Raw genomic sequence first — 26,742 nt, forward strand, 5'->3', positions numbered from 1 at the left:
GGGCCGGCCGCCACCCATCCGGCCGATGTCCCTGTTTCGTAAGAACCTGATGCCCTGAATGCCGGAGTTGTCTCCGTAGGGTGATGCGGGTGACCGACTCTTCTGCCGCTCTTCCGTTTCCGCCCGCCCCGCACACCGGCCTCCCCAGGGCCGACATCGTGCTGCCCTGCCTCGACGAGGCGGCCGCGCTGCCCTGGGTGCTCGATCGCGTCCCCGACGGCTGGCGCGCGATCGTGGTCGACAACGGCTCGACCGACGGTTCGGCCGAGCTCGCCCGCTCCCTAGGCGCGCACGTCGTCACGGAGGAACGGCGCGGGTTCGGCGCGGCCTGCCACGCCGGGCTGCTCGCCGCCGAGGCCGAGTTCGTCTGCTTCTGCGACTGCGACGGCTCACTGGACCCAGCGCTGCTGACCGGCTTCGTGCGGCGGATCGCGGACGGTGAGTGCGATCTGCTGCTCGGCCGCCGCCGCCCCGAGGGCCGGGGCGCCTGGCCGCCGCACGCGCGCGCCGGCAATCTGGCACTGGCCCGGATGCTGCGCCGCCGCACCGGTCTGCGCCTGCACGACCTCGGCCCGCTGCGGGCGGCCCGCCGCGGCGATCTGCTGGCCCTGGACCTCACCGACCGGCGCAGCGGCTATCCGCTCCAGATGGTGGTCCGGGCCTCGGACGCCGGGCTGCGGGTCGCCGAGAGCGACGTCCCCTACCGGCCGCGCACCGGGAAGTCGAAGGTCACCGGCACCTGGCGCGGGACCTGGCAGGCGGTGCGCGACATGCGGGGCGTGCTGCGGGAGCCACCGGCGGGCCGGGCATCGGACCGGGCCGGGCGCGCGGGGGCGGAGGCCGTTCGATGAGCGCGTACGGGCCCACGGAGCTCCTGGTCATCGCGAAGGAGCCGGTGGCGGGGCGGGTCAAGACCCGGCTCTGCCCGCCCTTCTCCCCCGCCGAGGCCGCCGAGCTCGCCGCCGCGGCCCTCGCGGACACCCTGGACGCCGTGCTCGCCCTGCCCGCCCGGCGGCGTGTCCTGGTCCTCGACGGGCGGCCGGGCCGCTGGGTGCCCCCGGGCTTCGAGGTGGTGCCGCAGGGCGCGGGCGGTCTCGACGAGCGTCTCGCCGCCGCCTTCGGCGGGTGTACGGGGCCGGCCCTGCTGGTCGGCATGGACACCCCGCAGATCACGTCCGATCTGCTCGCCCCCGCTCTCGCCCCGGGCGCCTGGGACGGCGTCGGGGCCTGGTTCGGTCCGGCCGAGGACGGCGGCTTCTGGGCCCTGGGCCTGGCGGTCCCCGATCCTGGCCTGTTGCGCGGGGTGCCGATGTCCGTCCCGGAAACGGGTGCGGTGCAGCGGCGCAGACTGGTGGAGGCGGGGCTCGCCGTGCGCGATCTGCCGGTACTGGTCGACGTGGACACCGCTGCCGACGCCCACCGGGTCGCGTCGGCGGCGCCGGGCGGCCGGTTCGCCGCGGCGTTCGGCCGGCTCACCGGGGCGGGGGTGCGATGAGTACGACCGTGCCCTCGTCCGGGCTCGTCTCGTCGGCTCCGGCCGACCGCGTCGAGACCCCGGACGCCCCCGGAGCGGCCGTCGGATCCACTGACGCACCCGGCGCCGCGTCGGTCCGCACCGCTCCGTGGGGCGCCGACCCGTACGCCAACGCCCTGCGCACCGGCCGCGGTCCGTTGTTCCTGCGCCGCAACGACGGCTGGCTGCTGCCGCTGGACGTGGAGCGCTGGTGTTCCGTCGCGGGCTCCGCCGATCTGTCCGCGCTGCACCGGTGCGAGGGCCCGGTGCTGGACATCGGCTGCGGGCCGGGGCGGCTGGTCGCGGAGCTGGCCTCGCTCGGACACCGGGCGCTGGGCATCGATGTCAGCGAGGCGGCGGTGGCCCGTACACGCGGGCTCGGCGGCGCCGCACTGCTCCGCAGCGTGTTCGAACCGCTGCCCGGGGAGGGCCGTTGGGGCACCCTTCTGCTCCTCGACGGCAATATCGGCATCGGGGGCGACCCGGCCGCCCTGCTGGACCGGGCGGCCGATCTGCTCGGCGTCGGCGGGCTGCTGATCGCCGAGACCGCCCCCGTCGATGTGGACGAACGGGTCCGGGTCCGTCTCGACGACGGCCGGGACGGAACGGACGGAAGGACCGCCCCCGCGCGCGACGCCCAGCCGTTCCCGTGGGCGCGGATCGGCACGCCGGCCCTGCTGCGGCACGCCCGGGCGGGCGGCTGGCTCACGGCCGGTCAGTGGGGCGCGGAGGGGCGGACCTTCGTCTCGCTGCGCCGGCCCGTGCGGGAGCGGACCGCCCGGACCAGCAGCCAGAGCGCGGAGAGCGCGAACAGCGCGCCGGTGATCAGCAGCCAGTTGCCGAAGTAGACGTCCGGGGAGGTGCCGGCGGCGGCCTCGTACCGTCGTTCGGTGCGCCGGGCGATCAGCGGGAACCAGACCAGCAGGAGCAGTCCGGAGAGGAACGCCGGCACCCGGACGAAGTTCACCAGGGCCGGCCGGGGGCCGAGCGCGGCGCGCAGCGCCCGGTCGGCCCCCGCGTACACCGGCAGCAGCACCAGATCGTGCAGGACGGCCGATCCGGCGAACCAGAGCAGCACGCCGACGGTGTCCCCGTCCAGCAGCCGTACGCCCGCGTAGCCGGCCAGGCAGAACATGGCGGCGAGCAGCAGCAGGTGGAGCGGGCCCTCACCGTACGGGCGGCGCGGCGAGAGGCGCGGGCGGCGGGGGCCGGCGGACGCGGGCGGAACGGCTCGGGTGGACATCACAGCTCTCCGAACGTCAGGGTCTCGACCCACTTGGTGTTCAGCACCCCGGGCGCGGCGGGGACGATGATCCTGGCCGGGTAGCCGTGGTCGGGCGACAGCGGTGCGCCGTTCACCTCCAGCGCGAGCAGCGAGCGGCCGTCGCGGACCTGGTTGTCGCGCAGCGCGGCCTTGCGGAACGAGCCGCTGCGCTGGAGCGACTCGACGAACACGCCAGGCGGCCGGTCCGGGTATCCGGCGAGCTCCGCCAGGTCGGAGAGCCGCACCCCGCGCCACCGCTGGTCCGAGGTCGACCAGCCCTCCACGCAGGCGATCGGGAGCGCGGCGCTGTGCTGCTCCATGGCCAGCAGCTCGGCCCGGGTGAAGCGGAACTCCCCGGCCGGCCCCCGTACCGTCAGCCGCCAGCGCTCACCGGTGTCGGCGGGCGTGATCCGTACGGCGGCGGCGGTCTTGTTGATCTGGAAGGCGTTGGGGCCGGGCCCCGGGTCGGTGCCGCCGCGCGGGGTGAGAAGGGCGATGCGGCGCAGCGGCCCGTCGAAGCTGCGGCCGGCCGAGGTGACCAGCAGAAGGAGTGAACCGGCCCCCACGAGGGCCAGCGCGCCGCGCCGGGACAGGGTGGGGGGCAGCGGGTCGGGGGCGGCCAGCGTGTCCGGTTCGCCGCGCGGGATGCCGCCTCGCAACACCCGTACGGCCTGGGGCGTCTTGAGCGCCACATGGGTGACGAACCCGGCGAGGAAGACCCAGGCCCCGTAGAAGTGCAGGGTGTAGAACGACCCGGGGAAGAGGTAGTCCAGCTGGATGTTCAGCAGTCCGGTGAGGAATTCGAACAGCGCCCCGCCCACGAGCAGCAGCAGCGAGATCCGCTCCAGGGCGTGGCCCACGGAGCGGGCGGGCGGCAACGCGAAGAGCCGGGGGACCACGGACCAGAGCTTGGCGAGCAGGACGGGCACGAGCACGATGCCGACGGTGACGTGCAGGCCCTGGGTCAGCCGGTAGAGCCAGTGCGGGCCGGTCGGCCAGGAGAACAGGTAGAAGCCGAGCCACCCCTTGCCCGGGGTCTTGTCGTTGACCCGGTTCAGGTCGGGGTTGTAGGCCGCGTACGAGAGCAGACCCGTGACGAACAGCAGGGTGAGTCCGGCGAGCAGGATGACGCCGAGCACGGCGGTGAAACGCACTCCGCGCACGGGGCTGCGCCAGAATGCCGGGTCGGCAGGGGTGCGCGGGGCGCGGAGGGAGTCGGGGAGGAAGCGGATACGACGGCGTTCGGGCATGGGGCCGACGCTAGGCGGGGATCGGTGTCGACGGGCGGACGCGACTCCTGACGGAATTCTGACGTCGTGGCGGCAGGGCGGGGAGGCGGGCATCGCCGCCACGGTCGTCGCCGCTGGAAGGGCGAATCTGACGGTTCGGTGACGCGGCCCTGCCGTACCGCCCGATCGGGCCCCGGTGTGCATAGCGTGCCAGCGTGAAGACCGAGGACGCCACCCCCACGAACACCGCCGGCGGCACGGGGCACGGCCCGCCCGCACCACCGGACCGCGACCGCGACCGCGCCCGGCGCGCGGTCCGGGCCGACCTGGTCGCCGCAGCCGTGGGCGTGCTGCTGGTCACGGCCGCTGTGGTCGTCGGCCATGTCATCCAGAACCGGGACGGGAGTCTGCGCGCCCAGTGGCCGCCGCTGCTGGCCTCCTGGGACCCTCACCTGGGGCCGGGCACTCCGGCCGCTCTGGTCATGGCGGTCCTGGTGGTCGTTCACGGCCCGGCGCTCGCCGCCCGGCTGCCCTGGCGCGGGCTGCTGGCCGCGGCCTGGACCGGGTCGATGGCCTGGGTCTTCTCGATGGCGCTGATCGACGGCTGGCACCGGGGCGTCGCGAAGCGGCTCACCACGAAGCACGAGTACCTCCGGGTCATCGACCGTTTCGAGGACATTCCCGCCACTCTGCGCGACTTCACGAACCACATCGTGATCGGCGAGCCCGGCAACTGGCCCGCGCATGTCGCCGGGCACCCGCCGGGGGCGACGCTGACCTTCGTGTGGCTGGACCGCATCGGTCTCGGCGGCGGCGCCTGGGCGGCCGTCTTCTGCGTCGTGGTGGGCACCTCGGGGGTCCTGGCCGCCCTGATCACCGTGCGCGTGCTGACCGATGAGCGCCTGGCCAGGCGTGCCGCGCCCTTCCTCGTCCTCGCCCCGGCCGCCGTCTGGGCGGGCGTCTCCGCCGACGGCTACTTCACGGCCGTGGCCGCCTGGTCGGTGGCGCTGCTCGCGCTGGCCGCCACCCGCCGGGTCCGCTTCCCTGCCGTGGCGGCGGTCGGCGGGGGTCTGCTGTTCGGGTGGACCTGCTATCTCAGTTACGGGCTGGGGCTGATGGCGGCCGTCCTGCTGGCGGTGCTGGTGCTCGCACGGACCGCCCGCCCGGTGCCGTGGTTCCTGCTCGGCGCCCTCGTGGTCCCGGTGGCCTTCACGCTCGCCGGGTTCAACTGGTGGACCGCCTACCATCTGTTGGTCGAGCGCTACTACCAGGGCGCGGGCGGCGTCCGCCCGTACGGCTACTGGGTCTGGGCCAACCTGGCCTGCGCGACCCTCGCGGCCGGGCTCGCCGCCGTCGCCGGCCTGCGCCGGAGCGCGGCGGCCGCGCCCGGCGCCGTACGGGCGCTGCGGGGCGGCTCCGCGGCGGCCTCCCCGGAAGCGAGGCTCGCGTTGCTCGTCCTGGCGGCGCTGGCGGCGCTGCTCGCCGCCGACCTCTCCGGCATGAGCAAGGCGGAGACCGAGCGCATCTGGCAGCCGTTCCTGCTGTGGCTGCTGCCGGCGACGGCGCTGCTCCCCCGCCGGGGTGTGCGGTGGTGGCTGGCCGCGTCGGCGATTCCGGCACTGCTGATCAATCACCTGCTGTGGACCGGATGGTGATGCGACATCAGCACAGCACCCGGGTAAGTCACTTGGTCTCCAGGTCCCGGCGGCGGAAGCCCATCAGCCCCAGCAGGATCAGTCCGGCGGCGACGGCGGTCAGGGCGAGCAGCGGGGTCCAGTCCATCCCGGCGGCCGGGAGTCGCGGCACATGGCCGAAGGGCGACAGGTTCTCCATCCGGTCCGGGAGCTGGAGGATCGGCCCCAGGTACCCGACGAGGAACGCGTACACGGGCACGATCCACGCCACCGCTCCCGCACGCGGGAACCAGCCGAAGAGCAGGACGGCCACGCCGACGGTCACCCACAGGGCGGGGGCGTACGCGGCGGCCGCTCCGACCAGGTCGAGGAGCAGGCCCCCGTCCCCCGTCGACGCCGTGCCCGAGAGGCCGAAGCCCAGTCCGGCGAGGAGCAGCAGGGCGGTGCCGCCGGCCAGTGCGACGGCGACGTGGCTTCCGAGCCAGCGGTTCCGGGAGAGGCCGGTGGCCAGGAGCGGTTCGGCGCGGCCGGCGCTCTCCTCGGCGCGCGGTCGCAGCGCGGCCATCACCACGTACACGGCGGCGACCACCGCGACGACCACCATCACCATGGACGCGAACGACTCGGCCACGGTGCTGCCGCCGATCTTCGCCAGTGCCTCCTGGACCTGTTCGATGTCCTTCACCATGTCGGCTGCCTCACCGAGGATCGAGCCGTACATGACGCCCATCAGGCACAGCCCGGCGGCGAAGCCCAGCAGGGTCGCCCGGTGCAGCCGCAGGGCGAAGCCGAAGGGCCGGGTGAGGGCGTCGGAGGCCGTACGCCGGCCGAGCCGCGCGGCGCGCAGGCCCGCGCCGACATCGCGGCGGGTGCTCAGGACGAATCCGTACGCCGCGGTCAGCGCGGCGAGTGCCAGGCAGAGCGCCAACGGCCACCACCGGTCGTCGACGAAGACGTAGGTGCGCTGGACCCAGCCGATCGGGCTCAGCCAGGACAGGGCGTCGTTGCCCACGTCGCCGGAGGCCCGCAGCACGTAGGCGGCGCCGATCGCCGCGAGCGCCATGCCCGAGGCGCCCCGGGTGTGCGCCGTGATCTGTGCGGTGACCGCGGCGACCCCGGCGAAGACGAGCCCGATCGCGGCATGGGTGAGGCCGTACAGCAGCGCCCCGCCGGGACCGATTCCGTCGATGCCCGACGCGGTGAGGCCCAGGGCCAGCAGCAGGGCGAGCGCGAGGTTGGCCACGACGGCGAGCGCCAGGGCGGAGGCGAGGTGGGCGTGGTGCCCGACGACGGTGGAGCGGACCAGTTCGGCGCGGCCGGTCTCCTCCTCGTCGCGGGTGTGGCGGGTGACGATCAGGATGCTCATCAGACCCACCAGGACGGCCATGAAGCCGAGCAGTTGGTGACCGAGCATCGCTCCGGCGGTGTAGTCGGAGAGATAGTGACGAGGGCCGGTCATGGCGAGCGCGGCGGGGCTGTCCATGGAGCCGACGGCGGTGACGCGTTCTTCGGGAGTGGAGTACAGCGCCTTGTACTCGGACGCCGTGGCCAGCGTGCCCAGGGTGAGGGCGAGCAGCCATACGGACATGCGGACGCGGTCACGGCGCAGTCCGAACCGGACCAGGGTCCCGGTGCCGGTGAAGGCGACGGAGGCGGCCCTGGTGGGCGCTGACCTTCCGGAGGCGTCGAGCGGCGCGACGGTGCTGGTCATCGGGGAACGCCCCCCTTCCCGCCGGTGGAGGTGGAGGGGGACCCGTCGGAGTGCGTCGGCGCGTCGGAGGGCGCGGGGTCGCCGTTGCCCGTACGGCCGTTGGAGGCGAGCTCGTCGCCGTAGTGGCGCAGCATCAGCTCTTCGAGCGTCGGCGGGTGGCTGGTCAGGCTCCGGATGCCGAACTCTCCGAGCCTGCGGATCGCGGCGTCCAGGTGTACTCCGTCCACGGCGAAGTTCACTCTCCGGTCCATCACCTTCAGCCCGTGCACACCGGGCATGGCGTCGAGTCCGGTGGCCGGGCGCTCGGTCTCGGCCTCGACGGCCGTGCGCGTGAGGTGGCGCATCTCACCGAGGGTGCCCGACTGTACGGTGCGGCCCCGGCGGACGATGCTGACGCGGTCGCAGAGCTTCTCCACCTGGGCCAGGATGTGGCTGGAGAGCAGCACGGTCTTCCCCGCCGCCTTGGCCTGAAGGATGACGTCCTGGAAGACGACCTCCATCAGGGGGTCGAGGCCCGCCGTGGGCTCGTCGAGGAGGAGCAGTTCGGCGTCGGAGGCGAGCGCGGCGACGATGGCGACCTTCTGCCGGTTGCCCTTGGAGTAGGCGCGGCCCTTCTTGACCGGATCGAGGTCGAACCGTTCGATGAGTTCGTCGCGCCTGCGCCGGTCGAGGCCCCCGCGCAGCTTCGCCAGCAGGTCGATGGCCTCTCCTCCGGTGAGGCCGGGCCACAGCTCCACGTCCCCGGGGACGTAGGCGAGCCGCCGGTGCAGTTCGACCGCGTCCTTCCACGGGTCCTTGCCGAGGAGCTGGGCCCCGCCGGAGTCGGCGCGCAGCAGCCCCAGCAGGATGCGGATCGTCGTGGACTTGCCGGCCCCGTTGGGTCCGAGGAAGCCGTGGACCTCACCCGCTTCGACGTCGAGGTCGAGACCGGTGAGGGCGTGCGTCCGGCCGAACGACTTGTGCAGTCCGGCGACGGTGATTGCCTTCTTCATATTTCGAAAGTACGCTTCTTTCAGAAATGTGTGAAGTTAAGAAACCGTATGAATCACTCGATAGACTGGCCGGAGGCGCGGGCGCGCAGGAGCGCCAGGAACCACAGGGACCGGGGTCGGAGCATGGATGAGCGGCGGAAAGAGAGCCGCGTGGACGGCGGCGTCGATGAAACGGCCGTCTCCCTGTTCGTGGAGCGCTTCGCCGCCCAGCTGGTCCAGGCGGGCATGGCACGCATGCCGGCCAGGGTCTTCGCCTCCCTGCTCTCGTCGGAGCGGGGAGCACTCGCCTCCGCCGAGCTGAGCGAGCGGCTGAAGATCAGCCCGGCGGCCGTCTCGGGAGCCGTCCGCTATCTCGCCCAGGTCAACATGGTCAGCCGCGAGCGGGAGCCCGGATCCCGGCGTGAGCGCTATCGCGTGCAGGGCGACCAGTGGTACGTGGCGTTGCTGAATCGGGACACCATCCTGAAGAACTGGCAGGCCACGATGGAGGAGGGCGTGGACCGGTTCGGCCTCGACACCCCGCAGGGACGCCGGATCAACGACACCCTGGAGTTCTTCCGGTTCCTGGAGAAGGAACTCGGGTCGATGATGGGACGTTGGGCCGCGCATCGGGCCGAACACCTGGGCGGCTGAGAAAGCACCGCCCGGCCTGGCCGCAGCACGTCCTCGGGGACCGTGCCGGGAACGCGTTGCGGCGGAGAAGTCATGGGTCCCGTGATGGCCGCGCGGTACGGGCATGGGCTACGGCGTCCGTGCCACCGGGCCGGGCCGTGGGCGCGGCCGAAGGCTGCCGTCCGGGTGCGATCGGGCGGCAGCCCCGCCGGACGCGAGACGAGGATCAGCTGGGGAGCCGGTCCATGATCCAGGTGCACAGCTCCTCGGTGATGCCCGTGTGCGCGGTGGTCGTGGACGAGCAGAGGAAGTCGTCCAGCTCGCTCTCCTCCGGGGCCAGCTCGTCGACGTTCACGTACAGGTCGTCCTGCTTCCCGATGTCGCGGACGGCGACCGCGCTGACCGTGGGAACGAAAGAGACGTCCTCGTGCCGCAGATCGACCTTGCCGCCGAGCTTCTCCATCGCCCCGGAGAGGATCTTGTACGTGTGCAGGGTTCCGCCCGGCGCGCCGTCCAGTTCCGGGAAGTCGTCGGTCGCGATGGTCTTCTCGGCCTTGGGGAACCTGCGGTTCAGGTACGCGGCCGTCACGTCGTCGCCCTGGGCCTGGGTGTAGAAGGTGGTGCCGGGGTAGATCCGGTCGATCCGCAGTGCGACCTCGCCGGGCTTCACGTCCGGCAGCCCGATGCCGTCGCCACGGCCGTTGGCCACGGCGATCCTCATCGGGATCTGCGGCCAGTTGCCGACGCGCTCCAGCGCGTCCAGGAACTCCGTGCGCTCCGGGGCGACCGTGATCTTCTCGGTGTCCTTGTCGTAGTGCTGCCACAGCATCTGGCGCGCGGCCGGGCTGTTCATCTGCTTCGCGAAGTCGTTCGGGAAGGGGATGAAGTGGGAGAACGCCTGCACACCGACGGGGATGGAAGCGCCGCGGTGCGGGCTGTCGTAGGAGAAGTACAGTGCGGTCCTGTGGTCCACCCGCTGCGTCTCCAGCTTGGCCAGTGCGTAGCGGGTGACGATGCCTCCCATGCTGAAGCCACCGACGACCAGGCGGGCGTCACCCGACTGCTGGGCGGATGTGCGCAGGATGGCGGCCACCACCGTCTCCGCGTTCTCCAGGATCGACGCGCTGCGCTCCTCGAAGCCGACGAGGATCACGTCCCTGCCGCGGCGGCGCAGCTCGCTGATGAACGGGAAGCTGCCGCTCTCCAGCCCGTGGTGGAGCACGTCGAGCTTGCTCCGGCCGAGGTTGAAGCCGTCGGCCATGATCACGGGCCGAACAATGCCGCCCCGGTTGCCCTCGCCGGGGAAGACCCAGGCGAAGCCGTTCGGCAGGGGCCATTCCTCGTGCTCCGGTACCTCGACGGGCCCGGCCGGCTCAGCGGCGAGCGGGCCGCCGAGGGTGAAGGCGCCGACATTGGGTTCGGACGTCTCTGACATCGTCGTACTCCTGGGGAAGTGGGCGGGACGACCTCATCATGGTGGGCGATATGGGCGTATCACTCCTGGGAGTTGGGGTGTTCACCACATCTGATGATCATGAGCGAAAAACGCGTTCCGTGCGTCCGGCAGATGCTCCAGCACCGCCAGGCGGTGGAGGGCAGCGGTCACCACCGCGGCCGGGCGAGGGTGCCCGGGCGGACCGCCTGATCGCCGAAGCGGGCCCGCGCCCGGTCGGCGGCCTTCTCGATGCGGCGCCGTTTGCCGTCCGCCGGGTCCAGGAGCAGCTGCTGGACGGCGTACTGGGCATCGGTGACGTCCGCGCGAACCGTGATCGTGCGGACACGGGCGCGCTGCAGCCCGAAGCGGGAGTACAGGTCGTACGCGGCGACGCCGAGTGCCGGGGTGTGAGCGGTGTACTCCTCCAGCGTGCGCGAGCGCTGCGTCGTGGCGCCGTCGGCGTACGAGATGCTCAGCGCGAGCCGCGCGGCGACCTGGCCGGTGGTGCGCAGCCGCAGCCCGATACGTTCACAGAGGTCGAGCAGGGCACGGCGGTGTGCGGCGGGGTCGAGCTCGTCGTGGCTGAACTCGTGGGAGAAACCGGTGGACCTGGGCGCCGTCTCGGAGGTGACCGGGCGCGGGTCCAGGCCGCGGGCCCGTTGCGACAGCGTCACGGCGGTGGCCTTGCCGAGAATGCGCTGCAACGTCAGCAGCGGTACGCCGAGAAGGTCGCCGATGCGGTGGAGGCCGTACTCCCCCAGCGTACGGGCGGTGGCCGGGCCGACCCCGTAGAGGGCGCCGACAGGCTTGGGACGGAGAAACGCGGCGACTGCCTCGGGGTCCGGGGCGACGACGGTGACCTGGCCGGGGGCGGTCGTGTCGGCCGCCATCGCGGCCAGCATCCGGTTCGGGCCGGCGCCGATCGTCGCGCGTAGCCCGAGGTGTGCGGCCAGGCGGAGTGCGGCCATGGCCGCCAGGCCACCCGTGTCCCGGTCGAAGAACCGCAGGGCACCGGTGACATCGAGGTCGGCGGCGTCCGGCGGGAGGGCCTGCACCAGCGGGGTGAGATCGCGCAGCAGCGCGAGGGCCCGCTCGTACGTCTCCTGGCCGGCCGGGCCGAGGTCGTGGAGCTGGATGCGCAGGATGCTTCGGGCTCGGGTGGTCATGGCGCTCACCCCGCCGATCCGGGAGATCGATGTCCCAGGCGCCGCAGGTCGGCGGAGCCGGACCCGGCGGGCCGCAGATCGCTCCAGGCGTTGAGCTTCGCCCCGGCCGTTCCGTCTTCGAGTGTCCGGCCCGCACCCGGTGTGCTGTCACCGCGGGCGGGTGTGGGGGCGGGTGCGGTGCGGCCGAGCAGGCCAAGCGCGGCTTCGGGGCCCAGGTCGCGGCGGGTGGTGGCGACTTCCTCCAGGTCCCAGGCCGCCTGCCCGACCACGGTGCGCCGGGGGCCGCGTTCCTCGACGACCCCGCGGACCAGGAGCAGGCCGGAGTGGAAGACCGTGTGCGCGCAGGTGTCGTGGGAGTCCTCGAAGAACGCGAGGTCCACGAGGCCGGAGCCGTCCTCCAGGGTCACGAAGATGACCCTCTTGCCCGACGGGATCGGCGGCGTCTGGGTCGATGCCCGCACGCCGGCGACCAGCACCTGCTGTCCGCGGTGCATCGCCTGCACGTGGTGGGCGTCGGTCGCGCCGAGCTCGGCGAGCAGGCGGTGGTGGTGTTCGAGCAGATGACGGCTGACGTCGATGGAGAGCACGTCGATCTCGGCGCTCATCACGTCGCGGCCGGTCATCTCGGGCAGCCCGGCCGGCTCGCCCGCGTGCGTCTCGTCGCCGAGCGGCAGTTGGCCGTCGATCGCGGTCCGGTTGCGTGCGGAGCGGTGCAGCTCGGCGGCCTGCAACAGCAGGTCCCGCCGGGTCAGCCCGCCTTGCAGCGGAGCGAGAGCTCCGATCTTGATGAGGCGCTGGGCGAGAGGCAGGGACGGGCGGGCGCGCAACCACAGATCCTGCAACCCGGCGTACGGCTGCCCGGCTTCGATGCGGGCGCTCTCCGCCTCGGTGATCCCGCGCACCGTGGACAACGCGAGCCGTACGCCCCAGCCGTTCGCGGTCGGCTCGACGCTGTGTGCGCTGCGGGAGGTGTTGACGTCGACCGGCAGGATCGCCACTCCGAACTGCTTCGCGTCCTGGACCAGGACGCGGGGCGCCCACATGCCGGGGTCGTGCTGGAGCAGCCCGGCGAAGAACGCGGCGGGGTAGTGCGTTTTGAGCCACGCCGACTGGACGGCCGGGACCGCGAAGGCCACGGCGTGCGCGCGGCAGAATCCGTACGCCCCGAACTCCTTCACGATGCCCCAGACTTCGCCGATCACGTCCGGGGGGTAGCCGCGCTCGCCGGCGCAGCGGCGAAACCACGCCTCCACCTTCGGCAGCCGTCCGGCGTCGGCGAGGGCGCGGCGTGCGACGTCCGAGGCCGCACGGTCGCAGCCGGTCATCGTGGCCAGGATCATCATGATCTGTTCGTGCCAGATCACCACCCCGTACGTGTCGTCCATGATCGGTACAAGGTCGGGGTGGGGATAACGCGGCTTCTCGGCCCCGTGCCGGGCGGCGATGAATTTCGCGGGCATGCCCCCGGCGACCGGGCCGGGCCTGAAGAGGCTGATGTCGGCGATCACGTCCTGCATGTGCCGTGGCTGGAGTCTCGCGATGAGATCCTGCTGGCCTGGGCTCTCGAGCTGGAAGCAGCCCAGCACCTTGGTACTGCGGATCAGTTCGAAGGTGGACTCGTCGGCGAGGTCGACGTGGTCGGGACTGTCGAGGTCGATGTGCCGGCCTGTGGTGCGACGGATCTCGGCGACCGAGTGCGCCATCGCCGACTGCATGCGCACGCCGAGGACATCGAGCTTCAGCAGGCCGAGGTCTTCGACATCGTGCTTGTCGGCCTGCACCGTCGGATACGCGCCTCCCGGAGCGGGCTGCACCGGGAGGCGGCCGAGCAGGCTCGCGTCGGAAAGGATCACGCCGCACGGGTGCATGGCGAAGCCGCGCGGCAGGGCGTCCAGGCCCTCGGCCAGCTCCCACAGCGGACCGTACTGGTCGGCCTCGGACGCGAGCTGCCGTAGTTCGGGCAGTTCGGACAGGGCGGAGCCGATGTCGCACGCGCGGATGTGCGGAAAGCTCTTGGCGATCCTGTCGACGGTCTGCGGGCGGATGCCGAGCGCGAGCCCCGTATCGCGCAGGGCGTGACGGGCGCGGTAGGTCTCCGGCATCCCGGTGACCGCCACGCGCTCGGAGCCGAACCGTTCGAAGATCCGGTCGTAGACCTCCAGGCGCCGGTCCGACTCGACATCGAGGTCGATGTCCGGCAGGGCGGTGCGGCGCTCGCTGAGAAAGCGTTCGAACAGGAGCCGGTGCGAGAGCGGGTTGGCCGTGGCGATGAACAGGCTGTGGTTGACCATGGACCCGGCACCGGAGCCGCGGGCGGCGACCCGGATCCCCATGGACCGCACATCCGCGACGACCTGGGCCACCGCGAGGAAGTACGCCTCGTATCCGAGGCGTTCGATCACCCCGAGCTCGTAGCCGAGCCGGTCCATCGCCCGTACGTCCCGGTCGAGGCCGCGGGCGGTCATCCCGGCCTCGCTGCGCTGCCGCAGCAACCGCATCCCGTCCCCCGGCCGGGTTCCGGCTCCCACCACGGACGGCTCGGGGAAGTGTGCCCGTCCCAGGCCGAGGTCGCGCACCGGGTCCACCGCGCACTGTTCGGCGGTGGCTGCCGTCTCCTCGATCAGACGCCGCCCTCGGCCGGCCGGGGCGCTCGCGGCCGCGGCCACCCGCTCCGCCACCTCGGCCATCTCGGCCCCGGACTTCAGATACCGCTCGCCCGGGTCGAGCGGTCCCCGCTGCGGGATCGGACGCAGCAGCCGGGCGGCGTCCAGCACGTCGGCCAGGCGGTGCTGCTCGCGCCGCTCGTACCGCACCGCGTTGGTGAGCACCGTCGGGATGCCGAGCCGGTCGCCCAGAGCAAGGGTGTGCGCGGCCAGCCGCACCGATCCCGCGCCCAGTCCGGACAGTCCGTAGGCGACCGCCTCCAGCCGAAGAAGTCCCCGGCCCGCGATCTCCTGCCACGGGACGAGCAGCCTTTCCGCGACGTCCGGCCGCCCGGCGGCCAGCGCGCGTACAGGCTCGGAGGCCGGCCCGAGGATCGTCACCACATCCTCGCCCAAGCCCTCCCGCAGCGCCTCCCACGAGGCGACCGGAAAGCCGTCGACCGGATGCGCGTAGGCCGCGGAGACGAGACGGCAGATACGCGCCCACCCGCTCACGGAACCTGCCAGCAGCGTGATCCTCAGACGCGGCTCCACCACGTGCCCGCCACCGCGGACCGGCGTCCGCGAGCGGCGAGGAGCCGTTGCCGTGTCGAACGCCGGGACGGCGAGATCCACCCCGAAGATCGGGCGTACCCCGACGCTCAGGCACGCCTTCGCGTGCCGCACGGCACCGGTGACACTGTCCCGGTCGGTCAGCGCGAGAGCACCCATGCCGAGCTCCGCCGCCCGGCGCACCAGGTCCTGCGGATGCGAGGCGCCGTAGCGGGCGGAGAACCCCGAAGCGACGTGGAGATGCGTGAAAACAGCCATCGCGCGCACCTCCGAATCTGCTCTGGCACCCCCTGCTCGTCTGGCGTCCTGCTGTCAGAACGCTGCATCCGATCCATTCGCACAATAGTTCGATAGAGCAGTTTCAGCCAACCGATCTTGATGTGGCGAGAAGTCGCCCTCCCGTGAGAGCACACCCCGAACGCACGGAACCGGCGCGGCGGGGACACCGACGCCGACTCCAGCAGCACGGCGAGCACGCGGGGCCGCACGCGACCCCGGATCGCTCACCACCAGGCCGGCAGCCAGATCCAGACCCACCCGCACCGCCGCCGACCCGCCCTCACCTACCGGTCGACCTGCCCACGCTCTTCGATATTCGCTCGAACGTTCGAATAATTCAAGCCAGGCGCCTCTCGGCGGGGCACGCCGGGCTGTCCTGTCGCATGGAAGGTTGAGTGTTCTCACTGAACCTTGGTGACCGGCAGGTTCGTCTCACTGAAGGTTGAGTGGCGAAAGCTGTCGAGGTGACGGACCGGATTCGTGGGCGCGGTCTCAGATGGTGGCTTGTGGCTGCTTCGGGGTGAGGTAGTGGACCGTGGTGGCTCCGGCGTGCGGGGCGAGCAGGCCGTGCAGTTCTTCGGCGGCGGTGGTGGTGAGGAGTTGGCCGTCGCGGGTGGCGTTGAGGGTTTCGAGGACGAAGGCGACGCGGGTGGAGTCTTCGGTGACGCGGGTGCGGTGGGCGTCGCGGTGGTTCCAGTGCCGGGTGAGGACGTCGGTGGTGTCTGTGTAGATGATCTCGCCGGGCTTGGGGTTCTCGACGGTGTCGGGTTCGCCAAGGGGGGTGAAGGTTTCGGTGCCCTTGGCGTAGCGGATTTCGACGTCGCCGGTGACGTGGTCGAGGTCGAAGGCTCCGGCGGGCAGGCCGTGGCGGACGGAGACGGTGTTGTAGGAGTCGACGGCCGGGTTGATCCGGGGCAGGGTGCCCTTCTTGGTCATGCGGCGGCCGAGGGCGTCGACGCTGGGGCGAGTGCGGCGGGGGTTGGTGCCGAAGGAGCGGTAGGCGGTGTGCCACGCCTCGATGCGCGGGTCGCTTTCGTCGGCGGGGGCCCAGGTGCCGTTGGCGAGATCCTGCTCCAGGCCTTCCACGGCGGTGGTGGTGTGGGGCCAGGGCTCGTGGCCGTTGAGGCCGGTGGCGGTGACGACGGCGATCAGGGTGTCGGGGAAGGCGTCGGCGACGGCGGGGCTGATGCGGAAAGCGGTCATGGTGGGAGGCTCCGTTCCGGGAGGGCGGGCAGGGGCGGTGGGGTCACGACTTCCAGGTACCGATACGGTCCAGGCGGCGGAGCTGCTGGGCGGCGGTGGGCGCGTCCAGGGCGGTGCCGCGTTCGGTGAGTTGGCGTGCGGTGTCGGTGCGCTGCTCGACGGGTTTGTGGTCGTCGTACTTGAACTTCGCCCGCACCTCGGCGACGCCGAGGCGCAGGCCGCGGATGCCGGGCAGCATCCGCCCGTAGGGCGGCTGGTCGGGATCGATGGGGGCGTGATCGCCGTCGGGCTGGAAGTGGGTCATCTGCTGGCGCAGCAGCTCGGCCTTGGCCGCCGGGTCGTCGACGATGCTGGCCTGGCAGGTGAACTGGACTGCGGCGTAGTAGCTGGTGGGGACGCCTTCGGTAGGCTCGGTGCCGGGCTTGGCGCGCCAGGATCCGGGGATGAAGGCGTAGTCGCCGGTGACGGTGAAGGTGACGTTCGGGTCAGCCTCGATCGCCTTCCATACCGGGTTGGGGCGGGCGAGATGCACGAGCAGGGCCGTGCCGTCGACGGTGAAGTGGGTCGGCACGACGATCGGTGCGTGTCCGGGCGGGCCGTTGACGCTGAGGATGCCGAAGTCGTGACCGTCGGCGATCCAGGTCTGCCACTCGGCGTCGTCGAGGGCTGCGTCCCAGGGCTGGATGAACATTCCGGACTCCTTCCGGGGAGGGGCGGTGCTTCAGGTGAGGGCGAGGAGGCTGACCGCGACGGCGGCGGTGCCCAGACCGATCAGCTGGCCGCGGTGGATGCGTTCGGCCAGGACACCGCGGGCGAGCAGGACGGTGCCGGCCGGGTACAGGGCGGTGATCATCGCGACGACGGCCAGGTCGCCGCTGCGGGCGGCGAGCAGGAACAGCAGGTTGGCCACCGAGTCCAGGACACCGGCCGCCGCCGAGATCCCGTACGCGGGCTTCTCCGCGCCCAGGCGCCGGAACATCACCGCGGCGGCGGCCAGGGTGACGGCGGAGGACACCGTACGGCCGATGATCAGCGGTCCCACCCCACTGTCGGACGGCGCCTGGTGCAGGAAAACCAGCTGCAGGGCGATCGCGGCCCCGGCACCGAAGGCCAGCAGCAGCGCGGTCCGCGAGGGACGGGCTGCCTTCGCGCCGTGCCCGGCGCTGACCAGCACCACTGCCGCCAGCGCCAACGGCAAGCCGAGCAGCCCGGCCGGCCCCAGATGCTCGCCCTGCACCAGACCGACGCCGACCGGCAGCATCGCCGACACCAGCGCGGTGATCGGGGACAGCACGTTCATCGGGCCGATCGCGAGGGTCTTGTAGAGCAGGGCGAACGCCGCGGCCGATGCGACGCCGGACGCGGCGCCCCAGGCGAGGGTGGCCGGGGCGAAGGAGGCGCCGAGCACGGGCCACAGCAGCAGCTCGACGGTGAGCGAGGCCGGGGCAGCGATCATCACCGTGCGCAGGACATGGGCCTTGCGGGCACCCAGACCGCCGAGGAAATCGGCGCATCCATAGGCCAGAGAACTGCCCAGGGCAAGCAGCAGAGCGAACACAGGTAGTACATCCCTTACTATCAATGGAACGACTACACCGTACAACGCACCGACCGTAGATAGTCAACTGAACGACCGCACGGACCAGCAAAATGAACCATCCGCCTGGAGGGACGACAGCGATGGCCCAGACCGAAGACGCGCTGCGGACGCTCGCGCACAACGTCCGCACCGCCCGAAACCGCGCCGGGCTATCCCTGGACGAATTCGGCCGCCGGGCCAAAGTCAGCAAGGGCGCGCTCGTCGCTCTGGAGAAAGCGCAGGGAAACCCGAACTTCGCCACCCTGGTGCGCCTCGCCGACACCCTCGGCGTCTCGGTGTCCGCACTCATGGAGGGACCGTCCGAGGGCCGGGTCCGGGTCGTGTCCGCCGACACGGTCATGCCTCTGTGGGCCGGGGGAAAGGGCAGCGAGGCGCGGCTCATGCTGACCACCTCGGGACCGGCCCCGGTCGAGGTCTGGCGCTGGAAACTGGAACCCGGGGAGGACTACCCCAGCCACCCCCACCAAGCCGGCGTCGTAGAAACCCTCAGCGTCACCGCCGGACAGATGATCCTCATCGCTGACGGCACCGAGCACCCGGTCGAGGCAGGACAGACCGCCACGTTCGACGGCGACGTCCCCCACACCTACCGCGGCGCGGGCACCGTAACCTGCCGCCTGATCATGACAGTCCACATCCCACCCGGACCCGCTCAAGGACCGTCCACCTGAGGATCAAGGTCCACTGGCATGGCGTCACCGGCAGCACTGAATCTTGGTGACCGGTAGGTTCGTCTCATTGAAGTTTGAGTGGCGCATGCTACTGGGGCGGCGGGGTGTGGTGGGGGAGCTCGCAGGTGTCTGCTCGGATCTAGTGCTGGCCGCCTTTGACCTGGAGTTTTACGAGGGTGAAGCCCTGAGTCGGAGACCGCTGGGCGCTGGCTGGAACGTTCGGTTCGAGCAGGTGCCTCCTGTGCGGAAGTTCCGGTGGCCCAAGGGTGGTGGGAGTTTTGCGGGGTGGTACTACTCGGCGACCACAGGGGCTCACGTGGGTTACGAGTCGTGGCTGGAGCGGGACCGGTTGATCCTGCTCGATGCGGATCCCGAAGTGTTGGGCATCGCGTCGCAGCCGTTCTGGCTCCATTGGCACGACGGGACGCGCAAGCGGCGCCACGCGCCGGACTATTTCGTACGGCTCGCGGACGGCCGGGGCCGGGTTGTCGACGTCCGTGCTGGAGACCGGATCGACGACGCGGCTGCGGCGTCCTTCGACGCGACGGGGCGGGCCTGTGACGCGGTGAGCTGGGAGTTCGCCCGTGTGGGGGTGCCGGATCCGGTGCTGATGGCGAACATGAAATGGCTGTCGCGGTATCGCAGGCGCCGGTGCGGACGACGGCAGGACATTGCCGACCTGTTGGTGAAGGTCTTCGACGAGCCGGTTCCGCTGCGGGCGGGTGCCGCTCAAGCGGGCGATCCGCTGATGGTGCTGCCGGTGCTGTTCCATCTCCTGTGGTCTGGAGTGCTGGTGGCGGACGTGGCCGGGAGGTTGCTGGGCTCGGACAGCCTGGTGCACACCTCGGGGAGGCGATGATGGGCAGACTCGCGCGTCCGGACGGGCTCGCGGTTGGTGAACGGATTCGGTTCGAGGGGCAGGTCCGCCTGGTGCTAGCGGTCACCGGCCGTGCCGTCACGCTCTCCGAGCTGGGTGGTGAGCCCAGGCTGGTGCCGCCGGCGGTCCTGTTCGCCGACGGCGACTTCGAGATCGTGGACCTCTCGGGCCGGATGCCGCTGCCGCCGGTGTCGCTGCTGGAAACGCTTCCGCAGCCAGTGCTGGAGAAGGCTCTGTGGTGGGAGGGCCACATCCTGGAGATCCTGCACGGACAGTCCACTGATGCCCCGCAGGGCACCGAGCCGAGACCGGAGTACGCGCCGACGCGGTCGTTGACCGCACGGGAGCGGGCCAAGGCGGCCGAGCTGACAGCCGCCGGGTACAAGGCGAGCGTGAGCACGGTCGGCAACTACCGGCGCCGCTACCAGAGCGGTGGCGTGCTCGGGGTCGCAGATCACCGCCCAGTACGCAAGACACCTCCCCACAGAGCGGTGGACGATCGGGTGGTCGCCGCGATGCGGCAGGCGATCGGCGAGGCCGTCGACAACTCCACCCGCACGGGCACGTTCCTGTTGTGGCGCACGGGCGAGATCCTCAAGTCCACCGAGGAAGGCCGACTGGTCCAACTTCCTTCCCGAGCTACCCTTTACCGCCTCCTCGCCAAGCTGACAACTGGCACCCACACCACCGGATCGGCAGTGACCCGCCGGTCACGGGCGCACGGCGCGACAGCGCCGTTCGGGGAACTGCCAGCCTTCGCGCCGGGCGAGGTGATGCAGATCGACTCGACCCCGCTGGACGTGCTGGTCCGCCTGGACGACGGGGTGGTCGGCAAGGTCGAGCTCACCGGAATGATCGACGTCGCCACCAGGACGGTGACCGCAGCGGTGCTGCGGCCCACGACCAAGTCGGTGGACGCGAGCGTGTTGCTGGCCCGCACGGTCACTCCGGAAATGATGAGGCCGGGCTGGGTGGACGCGTTGAGGATGTCGCGGTCGGTCCTGCCGCATCGCCGGCTGATGACGCTGGATGAGCGGTTGGAGCACGCCGCCGCGCGGCCGGTGATTGTCCCGGAGATGATCGTCTGCGATCACGGGAAGGCGTTCATCTCTCGGAACTTCCTTGCCTCCTGCCGGTTCCTGGAGATCGATGTCCAGCCCGCGCACAAGGGCTCGCCCTTCGAGAAGGGGCACATCGAGAAAATGCTGGCCTCCGTGGGCACTCTGTTCACGCAGTTCCTCCCCGGCTACACCGGCCGCAATACCGACCGCCGCGGGCGGCACCTGGAGAAGGAGCCGTTGTGGTCCTTGCTGGAACTGCAAGAGCTCCTGGACGAGTGGATCGTTGCGAAGTGGCAGAACCGCGAGCACGACGGGCTCAGAGACCCAGCTGTTCCAGGGCGGGCGTTCACACCCAACGAGAAGTACGCCGCGCTGGTGGAGGCATGCGGATACGTCCCGGTCGCGCTCAGCAGCGAGGACTACGTCGAACTGCTGCCGGCGGCCTGGAGGGTGGTCAACGACTACGGGATCAGGATCAAGCGCCGCACCTATGACAGCCCAGAACTTGCGGGACTGCGGCGCCAGCACTCAGGAATCGTGGCGAAGAAGGGATTGTGGGAGGTCCATCTCGACCCCTACGACGTCTCCCGGATCTGGGTACGCGATCACCGCACCGGCACCGGATGGATCGAAGCCACCTGGAAGCACCTGCACCGTGTCCCGGCCCCCTTCGGGGAACTTGCCTGGGACCATGCTCGTCAGGGACTCCCCGAGGCCACCGAGGCAGAGATCTCTGAAGCGGTCGCCTCGCTGTTAGCTCGGGCCCATTCAGGTCCCGAGCAGTCGGCCAAACCGAAACGGAAGGCCAGGGAGCGCCGCGTCGCTGCCCGCACGCGGGCCAGCAGCCCCAGTGCACCGCCGAAACCTGTCTCACCCACCGAACCCGGTTCGGACGAAGGCCCTTTGCCGGACGAGCCGTTGGCCGACGTCGTTCCGCTGGGCCTGTTCGACCCGCTTGAAGATCCATGGAGACATTGATGAACGACGACGGCCCCATACCAGGAGGCTTCCTCGAAGACGCCGAGGAAGAAGCGGGCCGGTATCTCACTACATTGGACGGATGGCGGCAGTTCCTCCGCGAAGAGCCACCAGTTCCAGCTCTGTTCTCCGGAACGGAGTACGCACAGCTCTCCCCGGCGCAAAGGGAGATCGACGAGGAGAACCGCCTCGATCACCACGCACGGCTGCTGGTCGTCGCAACGTCCACCGTCCGGCACACCGTCACCTGCGGACGCCGCCTTGTTCTGGTCAACCGACATGCCATCAGCGCTCGTCGAGGTTTGATCGACTCCGGCCCGGCCGGAACGGGCAAGACCATCGCTATCACTCAGCTCGGACGTTCACACGAGCTACTCAACCGGGCCCGCCACCCAGGCCGCGCAGAGCGGATCCCAGTCGTCTACATCACCGTCCCGCCCGCCGCGACAGCTCGCATGATCGCTGCGGAGTTCGCCCGCTTTCTCGGCCTGCCAGTTCGCCGGTCCTGGAACATCACCGACATCATCGAATCCGTCGTCGGTGTCTGCACCGACGCCCGCACGGGCCTGTGCTGGTCGACGAACTCCACAACATCTCACTAACCACCCGGCACGGCACCGAGGTCGCCGACACGCTCAAATACTTCTCTGAGCGCATCCCAGCCACGTTCGTCTACGCGGGAATCAACATCGAGCAGACCACCCTGCTCTCCGGGACACGCGGAGCCCAGATCGCCGGACGCTTCACCCTCATCCCCACACATCCCTTCCCCTACAACACCGAGTGGAAGAGCCTGGTCGCCGCCCTGGAGAACACGCTCATGCTCCGAGACCACGCCGCGGGCACTCTCGCCGCCTTGGACCGCTATCTCCACGATCGGACCGGCGGCATGATCGGCGGTCTCTCCCATCAGATCCGTGGTGCTGCCATCGACGCCATCCTCTCCGGCACCGAAAAGATCACCCGAGACAGCCTGGCTGCGGTTCCCCTCGACTTCGCTGCGGAGAGCAGCGTTCCTGCCATCGCGCGAGCTCACCGGTGAGCGATTCACCCCGACGGCAGCTCCGTCCTCTGCCCATGAAAGTCCGCCCACGACCTGCCCAGACCATCGACGCCTATATCAGCGAACTCGCGAGGGCCAACCACATCAGGCCCAGTCTCCGCCGGGGTGCTCACCACCACCGCGCTGTCGGACGAGGAGGTCCGGGCCGTATCGGCCGCCGGGGTCCGGTACGTCGAACGCGCCGACCCCGGCGTCCTCCTCGCCGCACCGTTCGGACCGCCTCCACCGGACCGTCCCGCTCCTCGCGTCGGAAGCGACGATCCCGCCTATCTCTCCTTCACCTCGGGCTCGGGCGGCGAGCCCAAGGCCGTCGTCGTCACCCACGGCAACGCGGTGCACTACGCGCTGGCGCTGCGCGACAGGCTGGAGCTCACCGAGGCGGACGCGCCATGTGTCGCCCACCTCACCACGCTCGCCGCCGACCTGGGACACACCAGCTGGCTGCTGGCCCTCGCCACCGCCGGGCGCACCCATGTCGTCGGCGACGAGCACGCCAGGGATGCCCCCGCCTGCTGGGCGGCGCTGCGCGAAGCGGGGTGTTCGGTCGTGAAGACGACCCCCTCCCACATGGCGGAGCTCTGGAGGGACCGCCCGGGCCCGCGGCGCGGGACGGCTCCCTACCGCCCGGGGACGCTGATCCTCGGCGGTGAGGCCCTCCCCCGGTCCCTGGGCGCCTCGCTGCTGCACGACGAGGGGGTCCACCGGCTCCTCAACCACTACGGCCCGACCGAGACGACGGTCGGGGCGGCCTGTTTCCTCGCCACATCGGCCGGGGAACTGCCGGAGGACGAGGAGACGGTCCCGATCGGCACGCCGCTGGGCGAGGCGACCCTCGACCTGCTCGACAGTGCCGGGTCGCCCGTCGCCGACGGCGAGTCCGGCCACCTCCACATCGGGGGGCGCGGCGTCAGCGCCGGGTATTTCGGCCGTCCCGAGCAGACCGCACGGCGCTTCGTCCCGCGCGGAGGGGCCCGTACGTACCGCACCGGCGACCTCTGCCGACGGCGTCCCGACGGGCAGATCGTCTTCCTCGGCCGGCTGGACCGGCAGACGAAGATCCGGGGCTATCTGGTCGACCCCGCCGAGGTCGAGCACCTCGTCCGGCAGGTCCCCGGCGTCGAGCGCTGCGCCGTCGTCGTACGGGGCACCGCCACCGGCAACCGGCTGCTGGCCGCCGTCCTGCCCGCCGACGGTGCGGTGGAGGAGCACCGGCTGCTCGACGCCGTGCGTGCGCACCTCGGCAGCCGCCTGCCCGCGTACTCCGTGCCCCAGCCGCTCATCGTGCTCAGGAAGTTCCCTCTCGGCCCCAACGGGAAGCTGGACACCGCACGGCTGGCGGCCGCCCTCGACGCCGTGCTGGCCGGACGGGCCGGGAACCCGCCGTCTTCCGGGCCCGAAGTGGCGCCCCTGGCACGGGAGATAGCGGAGCTCTGGGCCGAGGCCCTGGGCCTGCCCGCGGTGGATCCGGACGCCGACGTCCTGGAGCTGGGCGGCGACTCCATACTCGCCATGCGCACGGTCTCCCAGCTCCGCCGCCAGGGACACCACGCCGCCTACGCGGACTTCTACCGCCACCCCACCTCCCGCCGTCTGGCGGCCGCCGTACGCGCGACGGCCCCGCGGGCCGCTGCCGAAGAGCCCGGCACGGACCTGCCCGGCTGGCCCGGCGCGCTCGCCCCCGCCCAGCGGTGGTTCTTCGGCCAGGGCGTCGACAACCCCCGCCACTGGAACCAGTCGGTGCTGCTCCGCTGCGCGAGGAACGTCGACCCGGCCGCTCTCGTCACCGCGGCGGCGGCCGTGGTGGAGCGTCACCCCGCGCTGCGCCGCCCCGTCGGCCCGCAGGGGCCGGGGGCTCCCCGGCCGTTGGACGAGCTGGATCTCGTCGGCTTCTCCCACCTCCAGCACCCCGGGAACGTCGCGGAGGAGATCGCGGCCCTGGGGACCGAACTACAGCGGAGCCTCGACCCCGAGGCCGGCCGCCTCATCCGCTTCCATCTCTTCTCAGGCGATCCGGGCACCGACGACCGGCTGGCGCTGATCGCCCATCACCTCGTCGTCGACGGGCTGTCGTGGCGCGTCATCCTCGACGACCTGGCGCACGCCTACCGCGCCGCGCTGTCGGGCCGGCCACCCGGTCTGCCGCCCGCGGCCGACTTCTACCGGTGGGCCGCGAGCAGGCCCGAGCAGGCGCTGCCGGTGAGCCCCTTCCCGATCGGTGGCCCGGCCACCCGGCCGCCCGGGGACCGGTCCGGCTCCCCTCCCCCGCCGGGGACGGTGAGCTGGGGCCTCGACGAGAAGGCCACCGCCCGTCTCGTCGAACGGTACGGGGGTTCCCGGCGGCTGGAGGCGCTGCTGTTCACCGCGTTCGCGGACGCGGTCGTCACCCGCGACGCGGACCGGGGCGGAGCCGGGGGCCCCGGCCGGCTCCCCGCCGCACGGACGCTCGTCGAAGTGGAGACACACGGCCGGGACACCAGCGGCGAACACCTCGACACCGTCGGCTGGTTCACCGCGATCACCCGGGTGAGCGCCGACCCCCCCGGCCATGGCGGCCGGCACGGAGTCCGGCACCGGAACCGCTGAGCCCGGCACCGGAACCGCTGAGCCCGACACCAGGATCGCGGAGCGGGAGCCCGACGCCGGAATCGCGGCGCGTGTCTCCCGGGCGGAGCTCCGGCTGCGCCGTGCGCGCCTGCTCCCGATGGACATCGGCGGACCGCGTCCCGAGGCCGCCTTCAACTTCCTGGGTACGTTCCGGCTGCCGGCCGAGCCGGCTCTGGGCTGGTACCCCGCCGCGGAGCAGGTGGGCACCGCACGGTGTCCCAGCGGCGATCCGGTGTACCGGCTGCGGCTGACGGCCCGCATCGTCGAGGGCAGGCTGGTGACCGACCTCGTACACGCCCGGCCGGATGTCCCCGACACCCAAGCCGACGGGGTCATGGCCCGGTTCGCCCAGGTGGTCGCGGCCACGGCCGCCGCCACGGCGCCCCGCCCGGTCCGGCTCGCCCGCTCCACCTCCGGTCAGCCCCTCCACACGGGGGCGCCCCTCTCCCCGCCCCCGTCCCCGTCCCCGTCCCCCACGGTCCGCGTGGTGCGCGAACCGGCCCGCGTACTGCTCACCGGGGCGACGGGCTATGTGGGCGGTCACCTCCTCGACGCCCTGCTGGAGCGCGGCGCGCAGGTCACCTGTCTGGTACGCGGAGAGCGCGACGAGGACGCCGCCGGCCGGCTGCGCCGCGTCTCGCCCGGTCTGCGGGTGGTGGCCGGGGACATCGGCCGCGAAGGGCTGGGCCTCTCCGCGGCCGGGCGTGCCCTCGCCCGGGACGCCCAGGTCGTGGTCCACGCCGCCGCCGACGTCCGCCTGGTCGCCCCGCCCGAGGAACTGGAACGCGTCAACCACGACGGGGTGCGGCGGCTGCTGGCCTGGATCGACGCCGAGGCCATGGGCGGGGTCCGGTTCCACCACATCTCGACGCTCGCCGTGGCCGGCGGGATCGACCCGGCGGCCCCCAACCGCCGGTTCAGCGAGGCCGATCTGCGCATCGGCCAGCACTTCCGCACCCCGTACGAGCGGTCCAAGTTCCTCGCCGAGGAGGCGGTCCGCGCCTGGGCCGCCTCCGGCCGCCGCTGCCACATCCACCGGAGCGGTCACGTCGCCGCCCACAGCCGCACCGGCGCGTTCCACGGGGGCATCGCCACCAACCGCGTCTACCAGACCCTGCGCGGTTATCTGCTGGCCGGAGCCGCCCCGCGTCTGGAGGGGGCGACGTTCGCCTTCAGTCACGTGGACACGGTGGCCGCCGGGATCGCGGCTCTGGCCCTGTACGCGGACGCGGCCCCCGGGGCCCACCATGTCGAGACCCCGCACCAGGTCGGCCACGACGAACTGGTGGGCTGGATAAGGCGGTCCGGCCACCGGATCGAGCTGCGCGACGCGAAGGACTTCGCAGCCGCGCTGGACCGGGCGGAAGGCGACCACCCCGACGAGGTCCGGCTGGCCGTGGCCTGGAGTCTGCTGGAGGACCGCAACGTGCGAACCGACTCCTCGCACACCCTTGCCGTACTCGACCGGCTGGGGGTCCGGTTCACCGCCCCGACGCCCCGGTGGTGGGCCTCCGCGCTGGCCTGGGCCACCGAGTCCGGCTTCCTGCCCCGGCCCGGCCTCGCCGGCCACTGAGCGCACGTGCTCCCGTCACGGGCCGCAGGCTCCCGCCGCAGGCCCCCGAACCGTGAGGTGAA

Annotated in this window: 19 protein-coding genes and 1 pseudogene; 11 read left to right on the forward strand and 9 right to left on the reverse strand. The window is 71.8% G+C overall.

Annotated elements, in window-relative coordinates; translation table 11 throughout:
* Positions 1–83: 83 nt before the first annotated feature.
* From ACH4KB_RS23175 to ACH4KB_RS23185, 3 genes are read left to right on the forward strand one after another with little or no spacing between them, the layout of a single operon-like run.
* Positions 84–851: a glycosyltransferase family 2 protein gene (locus ACH4KB_RS23175; protein ID WP_398067785.1), complete on the forward strand. Its 768-nt coding sequence runs from the start codon at positions 84–86 to the stop codon at positions 849–851.
* A complete protein-coding gene (locus ACH4KB_RS23180; protein ID WP_398067786.1) occupies positions 848–1,495 on the forward strand; it encodes a DUF2064 domain-containing protein in 648 nt (215 codons plus the stop codon). Before ACH4KB_RS23175 ends, ACH4KB_RS23180 begins: the two co-directional genes overlap by 4 nt.
* The gene (locus tag ACH4KB_RS23185) at positions 1,492–2,361 is read left to right on the forward strand and encodes a class I SAM-dependent methyltransferase (RefSeq protein WP_398067787.1); all 870 of its coding nucleotides are present in this window, start codon (positions 1,492–1,494) and stop codon (positions 2,359–2,361) included. Before ACH4KB_RS23180 ends, ACH4KB_RS23185 begins: the two co-directional genes overlap by 4 nt.
* 394 nt (positions 2,362–2,755) lie before the next feature.
* Here ACH4KB_RS23185 and ACH4KB_RS23190 read toward each other — a convergent pair whose 3' ends face one another.
* The gene (locus ACH4KB_RS23190; protein WP_398067788.1) at positions 2,756–4,027 is read right to left on the reverse strand and encodes a molybdopterin-dependent oxidoreductase; all 1,272 of its coding nucleotides are present in this window, start codon (positions 4,025–4,027) and stop codon (positions 2,756–2,758) included.
* A gap of 194 nt (positions 4,028–4,221) precedes the next feature.
* On the opposite strand from ACH4KB_RS23190, the gene ACH4KB_RS23195 reads away from it, so the two are divergent.
* Positions 4,222–5,661, forward strand: a complete 1,440-nt coding sequence (locus ACH4KB_RS23195; RefSeq protein WP_398067789.1) for a hypothetical protein — start codon at positions 4,222–4,224, stop codon at positions 5,659–5,661.
* A gap of 28 nt (positions 5,662–5,689) precedes the next feature.
* Here the strand turns inward: ACH4KB_RS23195 and ACH4KB_RS23200 are convergent, their stop codons facing one another.
* A complete protein-coding gene (locus ACH4KB_RS23200; RefSeq protein WP_398067790.1) occupies positions 5,690–7,351 on the reverse strand; it encodes an ABC transporter permease in 1,662 nt (553 codons plus the stop codon).
* Positions 7,348–8,343 (reverse strand): ATP-binding cassette domain-containing protein, encoded by a 996-nt coding sequence (locus tag ACH4KB_RS23205; RefSeq protein WP_398067791.1) that lies wholly within the window; start codon positions 8,341–8,343, stop codon positions 7,348–7,350. The genes ACH4KB_RS23200 and ACH4KB_RS23205 overlap by 4 nt, the downstream gene beginning before the upstream one ends.
* 123 nt (positions 8,344–8,466) lie before the next feature.
* On the opposite strand from ACH4KB_RS23205, the gene ACH4KB_RS23210 reads away from it, so the two are divergent.
* On the forward strand, positions 8,467–8,976 hold the full coding sequence (locus ACH4KB_RS23210) for a GbsR/MarR family transcriptional regulator (RefSeq protein ID WP_398067792.1): 510 nt from the start codon (positions 8,467–8,469) through the stop codon (positions 8,974–8,976).
* Between the two features lie 205 nt (positions 8,977–9,181).
* On the opposite strand, the gene ACH4KB_RS23215 is transcribed toward ACH4KB_RS23210, so the two are convergent.
* The 6 genes from ACH4KB_RS23215 to ACH4KB_RS23240 all read right to left on the reverse strand — a co-directional run bounded on the left by ACH4KB_RS23215 (position 9,182) and on the right by ACH4KB_RS23240 (position 17,811).
* The gene (locus tag ACH4KB_RS23215) at positions 9,182–10,390 is read right to left on the reverse strand and encodes an esterase/lipase family protein (protein ID WP_398067793.1); all 1,209 of its coding nucleotides are present in this window, start codon (positions 10,388–10,390) and stop codon (positions 9,182–9,184) included.
* A gap of 167 nt (positions 10,391–10,557) precedes the next feature.
* Positions 10,558–11,565, reverse strand: a complete 1,008-nt coding sequence (locus ACH4KB_RS23220) for a hypothetical protein (protein WP_398067794.1) — start codon at positions 11,563–11,565, stop codon at positions 10,558–10,560.
* Positions 11,562–15,029 carry a DNA polymerase III subunit alpha gene (locus ACH4KB_RS23225; protein ID WP_398067795.1) on the reverse strand — a complete coding sequence of 1,156 codons (3,468 nt, stop codon included), beginning with the start codon at positions 15,027–15,029 and terminating at the stop codon, positions 11,562–11,564. Before ACH4KB_RS23225 ends, ACH4KB_RS23220 begins: the two co-directional genes overlap by 4 nt.
* A 513-nt stretch (positions 15,030–15,542) precedes the next feature.
* Positions 15,543–16,253 (reverse strand): B3/4 domain-containing protein, encoded by a 711-nt coding sequence (locus ACH4KB_RS23230; RefSeq protein ID WP_398067796.1) that lies wholly within the window; start codon positions 16,251–16,253, stop codon positions 15,543–15,545.
* Positions 16,254–16,296: 43 nt separating this feature from the next.
* Complete coding sequence (locus ACH4KB_RS23235; RefSeq protein ID WP_398067797.1) at positions 16,297–16,944, reverse strand: FMN-binding negative transcriptional regulator; 648 nt, start codon at positions 16,942–16,944, stop codon at positions 16,297–16,299.
* 30 nt (positions 16,945–16,974) lie between these two features.
* On the reverse strand, positions 16,975–17,811 hold the full coding sequence (locus ACH4KB_RS23240) for an EamA family transporter (RefSeq protein WP_398067798.1): 837 nt from the start codon (positions 17,809–17,811) through the stop codon (positions 16,975–16,977).
* Between the two features lie 122 nt (positions 17,812–17,933).
* Here ACH4KB_RS23240 and ACH4KB_RS23245 point away from each other — a divergent pair, with 122 nt between their 5' ends.
* From ACH4KB_RS23245 to ACH4KB_RS23270, 6 genes and pseudogenes are all read left to right on the forward strand, one after another.
* Positions 17,934–18,524 carry a helix-turn-helix domain-containing protein gene (locus ACH4KB_RS23245; RefSeq protein WP_398067799.1) on the forward strand — a complete coding sequence of 197 codons (591 nt, stop codon included), beginning with the start codon at positions 17,934–17,936 and terminating at the stop codon, positions 18,522–18,524.
* A 142-nt stretch (positions 18,525–18,666) separates the two neighbouring features.
* Positions 18,667–19,383, forward strand: a complete 717-nt coding sequence (locus tag ACH4KB_RS23250) for a TnsA-like heteromeric transposase endonuclease subunit (RefSeq protein WP_398067868.1) — start codon at positions 18,667–18,669, stop codon at positions 19,381–19,383.
* A complete protein-coding gene (locus ACH4KB_RS23255; RefSeq protein ID WP_398067800.1) occupies positions 19,383–21,440 on the forward strand; it encodes a Mu transposase C-terminal domain-containing protein in 2,058 nt (685 codons plus the stop codon). Before ACH4KB_RS23250 ends, ACH4KB_RS23255 begins: the two co-directional genes overlap by 1 nt.
* Positions 21,428–22,482, forward strand: a pseudogene (locus ACH4KB_RS23260) (TniB family NTP-binding protein). Before ACH4KB_RS23255 ends, ACH4KB_RS23260 begins: the two are co-directional and overlap by 13 nt.
* Before the next feature lie 126 nt (positions 22,483–22,608).
* Complete coding sequence (locus ACH4KB_RS23265; protein ID WP_398067801.1) at positions 22,609–25,086, forward strand: AMP-binding protein; 2,478 nt, start codon at positions 22,609–22,611, stop codon at positions 25,084–25,086.
* Positions 25,049–26,680: an SDR family oxidoreductase gene (locus ACH4KB_RS23270; RefSeq protein ID WP_398067802.1), complete on the forward strand. Its 1,632-nt coding sequence runs from the start codon at positions 25,049–25,051 to the stop codon at positions 26,678–26,680. The genes ACH4KB_RS23265 and ACH4KB_RS23270 overlap by 38 nt, the downstream gene beginning before the upstream one ends.
* Positions 26,681–26,742 lie beyond the last annotated feature (62 nt).

This window comes from Streptomyces sp. NPDC017520 (genome assembly GCF_044329855.1).
Classification (GTDB): Bacteria; Actinomycetota; Actinomycetes; order Streptomycetales; family Streptomycetaceae; genus Streptomyces.

Coding starts and splice junctions, on each gene's coding strand:
- ACH4KB_RS23175 (WP_398067785.1), top strand. CDS start 84: ATGCGGGTGACCGACTCTTCTGCCGCTCTTCCGTTTCCGCCCGCCCCG.
- ACH4KB_RS23180 (WP_398067786.1), top strand. CDS start 848: ATGAGCGCGTACGGGCCCACGGAGCTCCTGGTCATCGCGAAGGAGCCG.
- ACH4KB_RS23185 (WP_398067787.1), top strand. CDS start 1,492: ATGAGTACGACCGTGCCCTCGTCCGGGCTCGTCTCGTCGGCTCCGGCC.
- ACH4KB_RS23190 (WP_398067788.1), bottom strand. CDS start 4,027: ATGCCCGAACGCCGTCGTATCCGCTTCCTCCCCGACTCCCTCCGCGCC.
- ACH4KB_RS23200 (WP_398067790.1), bottom strand. CDS start 7,351: ATGACCAGCACCGTCGCGCCGCTCGACGCCTCCGGAAGGTCAGCGCCC.
- ACH4KB_RS23205 (WP_398067791.1), bottom strand. CDS start 8,343: ATGAAGAAGGCAATCACCGTCGCCGGACTGCACAAGTCGTTCGGCCGG.
- ACH4KB_RS23210 (WP_398067792.1), top strand. CDS start 8,467: ATGGATGAGCGGCGGAAAGAGAGCCGCGTGGACGGCGGCGTCGATGAA.
- ACH4KB_RS23215 (WP_398067793.1), bottom strand. CDS start 10,390: ATGTCAGAGACGTCCGAACCCAATGTCGGCGCCTTCACCCTCGGCGGC.
- ACH4KB_RS23225 (WP_398067795.1), bottom strand. CDS start 15,029: ATGGCTGTTTTCACGCATCTCCACGTCGCTTCGGGGTTCTCCGCCCGC.
- ACH4KB_RS23230 (WP_398067796.1), bottom strand. CDS start 16,253: ATGACCGCTTTCCGCATCAGCCCCGCCGTCGCCGACGCCTTCCCCGAC.
- ACH4KB_RS23235 (WP_398067797.1), bottom strand. CDS start 16,944: ATGTTCATCCAGCCCTGGGACGCAGCCCTCGACGACGCCGAGTGGCAG.
- ACH4KB_RS23245 (WP_398067799.1), top strand. CDS start 17,934: ATGGCCCAGACCGAAGACGCGCTGCGGACGCTCGCGCACAACGTCCGC.
- ACH4KB_RS23255 (WP_398067800.1), top strand. CDS start 19,383: ATGGGCAGACTCGCGCGTCCGGACGGGCTCGCGGTTGGTGAACGGATT.
- ACH4KB_RS23270 (WP_398067802.1), top strand. CDS start 25,049: ATGGCGGCCGGCACGGAGTCCGGCACCGGAACCGCTGAGCCCGGCACC.